This is a genomic window from Oceanimonas sp. MB9 (genome assembly GCF_011319775.1).
GTDB classification, from domain to species: domain Bacteria; phylum Pseudomonadota; class Gammaproteobacteria; order Enterobacterales; family Aeromonadaceae; genus Oceanimonas; species Oceanimonas doudoroffii.
On record NZ_VFBE01000006.1, the window covers coordinates 75,934 to 84,327 of the forward strand.

The 8,394-nt window shown below is 59.9% G+C and carries 6 protein-coding genes and 1 rRNA gene; 6 read left to right on the forward strand and 1 reads right to left on the reverse strand.

Annotated elements, in window-relative coordinates:
- The first annotated feature begins 18 nt into the window (after positions 1-18).
- Entirely contained in the window at positions 19-1,620 is a 1,602-nt protein-coding gene (gshA, locus tag OJHNALOF_RS10105; protein ID WP_165661952.1) for a glutamate--cysteine ligase, read from the forward strand.
- On the forward strand, positions 1,617-2,360 hold the full coding sequence (locus OJHNALOF_RS10110; protein WP_165661953.1) for a helical backbone metal receptor: 744 nt from the start codon (positions 1,617-1,619) through the stop codon (positions 2,358-2,360). The genes gshA and OJHNALOF_RS10110 overlap by 4 nt, the downstream gene beginning before the upstream one ends.
- Positions 2,361-2,417: 57 nt before the next feature.
- Here OJHNALOF_RS10110 and OJHNALOF_RS10115 read toward each other — a convergent pair whose 3' ends face one another.
- Positions 2,418-3,170: an outer membrane protein assembly factor BamD gene (locus OJHNALOF_RS10115; RefSeq protein WP_165661954.1), complete on the reverse strand. Its 753-nt coding sequence runs from the start codon at positions 3,168-3,170 to the stop codon at positions 2,418-2,420.
- Positions 3,171-3,272: 102 nt separating this feature from the next.
- On the opposite strand from OJHNALOF_RS10115, the gene rluD reads away from it, so the two are divergent.
- The 4 genes from rluD to OJHNALOF_RS10135 all read left to right on the forward strand — a co-directional run.
- Complete coding sequence (gene rluD, locus OJHNALOF_RS10120) at positions 3,273-4,253, forward strand: 23S rRNA pseudouridine(1911/1915/1917) synthase RluD (protein ID WP_094201313.1); 981 nt, start codon at positions 3,273-3,275, stop codon at positions 4,251-4,253.
- Complete coding sequence (gene yfiH, locus OJHNALOF_RS10125) at positions 4,244-4,969, forward strand: purine nucleoside phosphorylase YfiH (RefSeq protein WP_165661955.1); 726 nt, start codon at positions 4,244-4,246, stop codon at positions 4,967-4,969. The genes rluD and yfiH overlap by 10 nt, the downstream gene beginning before the upstream one ends.
- Before the next feature lie 105 nt (positions 4,970-5,074).
- Positions 5,075-7,648 (forward strand): ATP-dependent chaperone ClpB, encoded by a 2,574-nt coding sequence (clpB, locus tag OJHNALOF_RS10130; protein ID WP_165661956.1) that lies wholly within the window; start codon positions 5,075-5,077, stop codon positions 7,646-7,648.
- A gap of 510 nt (positions 7,649-8,158) precedes the next feature.
- A 16S ribosomal RNA gene (locus OJHNALOF_RS10135) occupies positions 8,159-8,394 on the forward strand; the annotation flags it as partial.

The window sequence follows — 8,394 nt, forward strand, 5'->3', positions numbered from 1 at the left end:
GCCAACGAGCGAATGACAATGACCAAAACAACAGCCTGCCTGCAGCATCGCCTGCGGGCGTTTCAGCGTTCCGACAAACTGCCGGCCATCAAGGGCATTCGACGCGGCATTGAGCGTGAAAGCCTGCGCATTACCCCCGAGGGTCAGCTGGCACATACGCCCCATCCGCATGTGCTGGGCTCGGCCCTGACCCACGCCCATATCACCACTGACTTTTCCGAGTCCCTGATGGAGTTCATTACGCCGGTATCGGATTCGGTAGAAACCTTGCTGGCCCAGCTCAGTGACATTCACCGTTACACCATGCGTCACCTGGGCGGCGAGCAGCTCTGGCCCCTGAGCATGCCCTGCCTGCTGAAACCCGATGCCCATATTCCCCTGGCGCAATACGGCAGCTCCAACGTGGGTCGCATGAAAACCCTGTATCGCCAGGGTCTGCATCACCGTTACGGCAGCAGCATGCAGGTGATTTCCGGTGTGCACTTCAACTTCTCCATGCCCGACAGTTTCTGGGTGGAGTGGCACGAACTGGAAGGCAACGGCCGTTACCTGCAGGACTTCGTGTCCGATGCCTACCTGGGACTGGTACGCAACTTTTACCGTTTTGGCTGGCTGATCCCCTACCTGTTTGGAGCCTCGCCTGCCCTGTGTGGCTCCTTCCTGCAGGGACGCGAGCACAAGCTGCCCTTTGAACGGCTGGGTAAGGGAACCCTCTACCTGCCTGATGCCACTTCACTGCGCATGTCGGACCTGGGGTACACCAACAATGCCCAGGCGGGGCTCAATATTTCTCTGGATGGCCTGGATCAGTACGTGGCCAGCCTGCGCCGGGCCATTGGTACCCATGCCCCCGAGTTTTCCCGTATCGGCGTCAAGGTGAATGGCGAGTACCGCCAGCTCAACGACAACGTGCTGCAGATTGAAAATGAGCTTTATGCGCCCATTCGTCCCAAGCGCACCGCCGAGAGCGGCGAGAAGCCGTCCGAGGCGTTGGACGCCAGGGGGGTAGAATACATTGAGGTGCGTTCGGTGGACGTCAACCCCTTCTCGCCGGTGGGCATTGAGTCGGGCCAGATCCGCTTTCTCGATACCTTTTTGCTGTGGTGCCTGCTCACGCCGTCGGCGCCCCTGGGTGAGGAAGAAATCACCCTTAACCGGCGCAACTTCAACCGGGTGGTGTTGGAAGGGCGCAAACCCGGACTGATGATGGAAGCATTCGGTGGTGAGGCGCTGCCTATCGCCGAACTGGGTGAGCGTTATTTTGCCGAGCTGGCCGAGGTGGCGGAATTGCTGGATGCCTGCTGTGGCCGGGGCTGTTATCGCAAGGCGCACCAGCAGCAACTGGCGGCCATGCGCGATCCGGAACTGACCCTGTCGGCCAGGGTACTGCGCGAGCTGAAACAGAATGACATCGATATTCTGCCCTTTGGGCTCGACCTTTCCCGTCGTTACCGCGAGCACTTCGGTCAGATTTCCCCTCGCTATTGGGATGACAATTACTTTGATGAAGAGGGTGCCCGCTCTCAGGCCCGTCAGCGCAAGATCGAAAGTGCCGATGCGGTCAGCTTTGACGACTTTCTTGCCGCCTATTTCGGACAGCCGGAAAACGGCGCGGCATGAGGGTGGTGTGCCTGGTGCCGTCCTGGACCGAAACTCTGCTTGAAGCCGGGGTTAGGGTGGTGGGTCGTACTCGTTACTGCGTGCACCCTGCAGACAGGGTAAGCGATATCCCCGTGGTAGGCGGCACCAAGGATGTAAACTGGGAAAAGGTAGCGGCACTGGTGCCGGATCTGGTGGTGTTCGACCGGGAAGAAAATACTCGGGTCATGGCTGACAGCTGCCCTTACCCCTGGGTGGCTACGGACGTGACCTCGGTGCAGGCCATGCCGGCGGCACTGGAGCAGCTGGCGCAGGCCCTGGATTGTAACGCCCTGTGGCACATGGCCGAGCGTTATCGCCACGTGCTGGCGCGTACTTTGGCCTGTGCCATTAAGGATCTGCCGCTGCTGCCCGACGCCGGGGCCAGCGAACCCGCGGTGCTCGGCAGCGAGCGCCCTTGGGTGTATCTTATCTGGCGCAAGCCCTGGATGACGGTAGGGCGAGACACCTTTATTCACTCCCTGTTCGCCCACCTGGGCTATCCACTGCTCACCCCAGGTGAGCGTTATCCGGAAGTAACACAGGACTGGCTGGCGCACCACCAGCCGGTGTTGCTGTGTGCCAGCGAGCCCTATCCCTATGCCGGCAAGCTGACCAGGGTAAGGCAAGAGCTGCAATTGGACGCGGTGCTGGTCGACGGCGAACCCTTGTGCTGGTATGGCATTCGCAGCCTGCGCTTTCTGGAGTCGCTGCCGGACTGACGCCGAGACAATAAAAAACCCGCTAATGCGGGTTTTTTATTGTTTGCCCGAGATGGCTTAGCCGGCCGGATAGTTGGCCTTGAGCACGGCCCGGGCGTTGCTGGCCATGCCGGTGAGGCCGAGCTCATCATAGGCTTGTTGCATGATCTGCAGGGCGGGCTTCAGTTGCTCGGTGTCGGGATAAGACTCCACCACGAACTTGGCACGGTTGGCGGCGGCCAGCCAGGCCTTGCGCTTGACGTAATATTCGGCCACGGCCAGATCGTGGCGGGCCAGGCGGTTTTTCAGGCTAATCATGCGCGCCTTGGCGTCGGCGGCATACACGCTGTCGGGGTGCTGGCGCAGCAGCTGGCGAAAATCGGCAAAGGCCTGACGGGCATAGCCGGGATCCCGGTCGGCCCGGTCGACGTTGAACAGGTTCTGAAAGAAGTTGTAGTCCGCCGACATATTGGTGAGGCCGCGCATGTAGCGGGCATAGTCGATGCTCGGATGGTTGGGGTTCAGGCGAATAAAGCGGTCGATATTGGCCAGCGCCCGCACCGCATCATCCTGCTTGTAGTAGGCATAGATAAGATCGAGTTGCACCTGGTTGGAGTAGGGGCCGAACGGATAGCGCGCATCCATGGCCTCCAGCAGCTCGGCGGCGCGAATGAAGTTTCCGGCCTGCAGTCGTGCCTGGGCATCCTGATACAGTACTTCCGGCGCTTCATCCGGAACTTCATCTTTTTTGGTGCTGGAGCAGCCGGTGGCGGCCAGCGCCAGGGTCAGTGTCAGTGTCAGGGTGAGCCAGAGGCTTCGTTGTTTCGCCATTGAAAAGTCCATTGTGATTGCAAAATTCGGAAACTGATTAAGCTCAGCGTCAAGAACCGCTAGAATAACCAATTAAATGTTTTTTGGTAACCAGTGGTCTTCATGAGCCAGCATATCGAACTGAACGGCGTGGTCGCCGATCATCAATACGGTCAACGTCTGGACCAGGCGTTGGCGGAAATGTTCCCCGATTATTCCCGTTCCCGCATCAAAACCTGGATTCAGCAGGAACAGGTACGGCTGGACGGCACCGTGGTGAGCAAGCCGCGGGAAAAAGTGCTGCCCGGCCAGCAGGTGGTGGTGAACGCCGAGCTGGAAGACGAGGTGCGGTTCGAGCCCCAGGCCATTGAGCTGAACATCGTCTATGAAGACGACGACATTCTGGTCATCAACAAGCCTGCCGGCCTGGTGGTGCACCCCGGCGCCGGTACCCCGGACGGCACTTTGCTCAACGCCCTGTTGCACCACTGCCCGGACATCGTCGAGGTGCCCCGTGCCGGCATAGTGCATCGGCTCGATAAAGACACCACCGGCCTGATGGTGGTGGCCAAGACGGTGCCGGCCCAGACTCACCTGGTCAGCGCCCTGCAGGCGCGGCACATTACTCGGGAATACGAGGCGGTGGCCATTGGTCACATGACCGCCGGCGGCACCGTGGATGCCAATATCGGCCGTCACCCCACCCAGCGTATTCAGATGGCGGTGGTGCCGAGCGGCAAGCCGGCGGTGACCCATTACCGGGTGATGGAAAAGTTCCGTGCCCACACTCGGCTGCGGCTGCGGCTGGAAACCGGCCGTACGCATCAGATTCGGGTACACATGGCCCATCTCAAGCACCCGCTGGTGGGTGATCCCGTCTACGGTGGCCGGCTCAAGCCGCCCCGGGCCGCCGAGCCCGAGCTGCTGGAGTTTCTCCGTGGTTTCAAGCGTCAGGCCCTGCATGCGGTGATGTTGCGGCTGGAGCACCCCATCAGCGGCGAGATGATGGAATGGCATGCGCCCATTCCCGATGACATGGTCAAGCTGGTGGACGTGCTGCGCGCCGACACCGAGGCCCATCCGGATGATCTGGTATGGATCTGATCCTGCCCGACTGGCCGGCCCCGGCCAATGTCTGTGCCGCTCAGAGTACCCGCACCGGCGGCGTCAGCCAGGCGCCCTGGCACAGCCTGAACCTGGGTTCGCACGTGGGCGATCATATTGCTTCGGTGCGTGCTAACCGGGAGCGGCTGGCGGCCTGCCTTAATCTGCCGTCCGAGCCGGTATGGCTGGAGCAGGTGCATGGCGTTCGCGTGCTCTCGCTGCCGGCGGATAACGGCAACCTGACCGCCGATGCGGCGGTCAGCCGCGTTCCGGGACAGGTATGCACTGTCATGACCGCCGACTGCCTGCCGGTGCTGTTCTGCGATCAGCAAGGCACCGTCGTGGGGGCGGCCCATGCCGGCTGGCGCGGCCTGGCCGCCGGCGTGCTGGAAGCCACCCTGCAGGAAATGGGAGTGGATTCCGAGTCGGTGCTGGCCTGGCTGGGGCCGGCCATCGGACCGACGGCCTTTGAGGTTGGTGAAGAGGTGCGTGAGGCTTTTGTCACTCACTCCGAGCTGGCGGCCGACGCCTTTGTGCCTCAGGGTGACAAGTGGCTGGCCGACATCTACCACCTGGCCCGACTGCGACTGGCGGCGGCGGGAGTGCATCACATCTATGGCGGTGAGCTTTGCACCGTTTCCGACACTCAGCGGTTTTTCTCCTATCGCCGCGATGGCCAGACCGGCCGCATGGCGTCACTGATCTGGCTGGATTAGCAAAAGCCGATAAAGGCCGGTTGAAAACCGGCCACTCGCCCCCATTCTTAGTATCAGTGTTAAAGCCTGCATGCCCGCCTGGCGGGCGTTTCAAGGAGAAAGCTGATGCGTCTTGATCGTCTTACCAGTAAATTCCAGCTCGCCCTGCAGGATGCCCAGTCGACGGCGCTGGGGCGGGATCATGCCTACATTGAGCCGGCTCATTTGCTGCTGGCCATGATTAATCAGGAAGGCGGTACCATTCGACCCCTGCTGACGTCTGCCGGCGTTGACGGCAATGCCCTGCGGGTGGAGCTCGACAAGTCCCTCGACCGCCTGCCCAAGGTCAGCGGCGGCGACATGGACGTGCAGGTGTCGCCGGTACTGGGTCGGCTGCTCAACCAGTGTGACAAGCTGGCCCAGCAGCGCAAGGACGCCTATATCTCTTCCGAGTTGTTTTTGCTGGCTTCTCTCGACGACAAGGGGGAGCTGGGCGAGTTGCTCAAGCGGGTCGGGTTGGCCAAGGACAAGCTCACCAAGGCCATTGACGACATTCGTGGCGGCCAGAAGGTGAACGATCCCAACGCCGAGGAAAACCGCCAGGCGCTGGAAAAATACACCATCGATCTCACCGAACGGGCCGAACAGGGCAAACTGGATCCGGTGATCGGCCGGGACGATGAAATACGCCGTACCATTCAGGTGTTGCAACGGCGTACCAAGAACAACCCCGTGCTTATCGGCGAGCCCGGTGTGGGTAAAACCGCCATTGCCGAAGGGCTGGCGCAACGCATTATCAACGGCGAAGTGCCGGAAGGGCTCAAGAACAAGCGCGTGCTGTCACTGGACATGGGCGCCCTTATCGCCGGCGCCAAGTATCGCGGCGAATTTGAAGAGCGACTCAAGGCGCTGCTCAACGAGCTCGCCAAGGAAGAGGGCAGGGTGATCCTCTTTATCGACGAGCTGCACACCATGGTGGGAGCGGGCAAGGCCGACGGCGCCATGGATGCGGGCAACATGCTCAAGCCGGCCCTGGCCCGGGGGGAACTGCACTGTGTGGGTGCCACCACCCTGGATGAGTATCGCCAGTATGTGGAAAAGGACGCGGCCCTGGAACGACGTTTTCAGAAGGTGCTGATCGACGAGCCTACGGTGGAAGACACCATTGCCATTCTGCGGGGCCTGAAGGAGCGCTACGAGTTGCACCACCATGTGCAGATCACCGATCCGGCCATCGTCGCGGCGGCGACCCTGTCCCATCGTTACATTGCCGACCGCCAGTTGCCCGACAAGGCCATTGACCTGATTGACGAAGCCGCCTCCAGCATTCGCCTGCAAATCGACTCCAAGCCCGAGCCACTCGACCGACTGGACCGGCGTATCATTCAACTCAAGCTGGAAGAGCAGGCCCTGCTCAAGGAAGACGATGAAGGCAGCCGCAAGCGCCTGCAGCTTATTCGTGACGAGCTGGATGAAAAAGAAAAGGAGTATGCCGAGCTGGAAGAGGTGTGGACCTCCGAAAAGGCGGCACTGGCCGGCACTCAGCATATCAAAGCGGAGCTGGAGCAGGTGCGCCAGGAGCTGGAAGTGGCGCGGCGGGCCAGTGATCTGGCGCGTATGTCCGAACTGCAGTACGGCCGTATTCCCGAGCTGGAAAAACAACTGGATTTGGCCGCCCAGGCCGAGATGCAGGAGCAGCATTTGCTGAAAAACCGGGTCACCGATGAAGAGATTGCCGATGTGCTGTCGCGCTGGACCGGCATTCCCGTGGCCAAGATGCTGGAAGGGGAAAAGGAAAAGCTGCTGCGGATGGAAGACAGTCTGCATGAGCAGGTGATCGGCCAGAATGAGGCGGTGGATGCGGTGGCCAACGCCATTCGTCGCAGCCGGGCGGGCCTGTCGGATCCCAATCGTCCGGTCGGCTCCTTTTTGTTTATGGGGCCCACCGGGGTGGGTAAAACCGAGCTGTGCAAGGCCCTGGCCGACTTCCTGTTTGACAGCCGCGATGCCATGGTGCGCATCGACATGTCGGAGTTTATGGAGAAACACGCGGTATCCCGGCTGGTGGGCGCGCCTCCCGGCTATGTGGGCTACGAAGAAGGCGGTTATCTGACCGAGGCGGTGCGGCGCAAGCCCTACTCGGTGATCCTGCTTGATGAGGTAGAAAAGGCACATCCGGATGTATTCAACATTCTGTTGCAAGTGCTGGATGACGGTCGCCTGACCGATGGCCAGGGGCGCACCGTGGATTTTCGTAATACCGTGGTGATCATGACCTCCAATATCGGCTCGGATCTGATCCAGGAGCATAGCGCCTCCCGGGAATATGACGAGATGAAGTCTATGCTGATGGACGTGCTGGGGCATCAGTTCCGGCCCGAGTTCATCAACCGGATTGACGAAATCGTGGTGTTCCACCCCCTGGCCCGAGAGCAGATCAAGGACATTGCCCGCATTCAGTTGCAAGGGTTGATAGGCCGGCTCGAGAGCATGGATTATCAGGTGTCCATCACCGATGCCCTGCTGGACAAACTGGCCTCGGCCGGTTTCGATCCACTGTTTGGCGCCCGGCCGCTCAAGCGGGCGATACAACAAAAGGTGGAAGACCCCCTGGCCCAGGCCATGCTTTCCGGCCGCGTAGTGCCCGGCAAGCCACTGGCGCTGGACGCCGACGACAACGGTCTGGTGTTGAATCAGTAACCGAAAGCCACAACTAGGTAAGTAAGGGAGCAGGCTTGAACTGCTCCCTTACTTTCATTGTGCCGAATGAGTGTGGAGGGCTTGCGGCCTTGTGTTGTCAATGTTTCGACGATTTTCTCGCCAGTCACATATGGTGGTAGGGTGAAAATTGAGCAAAAAAGCACGCTTGGTTTGTTTTTTGGTCGAATGGTAGTTTTTATTTAAAAAAGCCCTTGCGCAAAATCGGCGGCTCCCTATAATGCGCCCTCACTGACACGGCGGAACACGCCGACGGTCACAAGGGTTGAAACAACACGAAACAAAGTTTGATTCAACGCTTGACGAACACCAAGGATTGCGTAGAATACGCAGCCCTGACCCGCTGAAGGGTCAACGCTCTTTAACAATTTATCAAGCAAACTGTGTGGGCACTCGCAGGATGTTGGGAAACAAAAAAATATTGTTTTTCAATGTTGTGTGAAGTGCACTAGAAATAGCAGCAATTCAGATATTCATTGAGCATCAAATCTTTAATTGAAGAGTTTGATCATGGCTCAGATTGAACGCTGGCGGCAGGCCTAACACATGCAAGTCGAGCGGCAGCGGGAAAGTAGCTTGCTACTTTTGCCGGCGAGCGGCGGACGGGTGAGTAATGCTTGGGGATCTGCCCGGTCGAGGGGGATAACCGTTGGAAACGACGGCTAATACCGCATACGCCCTACGGGGGAAAGCAGGGGACCTTCGGGCCTTGCGCGATTGGATGAACC

Bases quoted from the DNA above. Each gene is read 5' to 3' on its own strand.
- gshA (WP_165661952.1), top strand. From the start codon at position 19: ATGACCAAAACAACAGCCTGCCTGCAGCATCGCCTGCGGGCGTTTCAG.
- OJHNALOF_RS10110 (WP_165661953.1), top strand. From the start codon at position 1,617: ATGAGGGTGGTGTGCCTGGTGCCGTCCTGGACCGAAACTCTGCTTGAA.
- OJHNALOF_RS10115 (WP_165661954.1), bottom strand. From the start codon at position 3,170: ATGGCGAAACAACGAAGCCTCTGGCTCACCCTGACACTGACACTGACC.
- rluD (WP_094201313.1), top strand. From the start codon at position 3,273: ATGAGCCAGCATATCGAACTGAACGGCGTGGTCGCCGATCATCAATAC.
- yfiH (WP_165661955.1), top strand. From the start codon at position 4,244: ATGGATCTGATCCTGCCCGACTGGCCGGCCCCGGCCAATGTCTGTGCC.
- clpB (WP_165661956.1), top strand. From the start codon at position 5,075: ATGCGTCTTGATCGTCTTACCAGTAAATTCCAGCTCGCCCTGCAGGAT.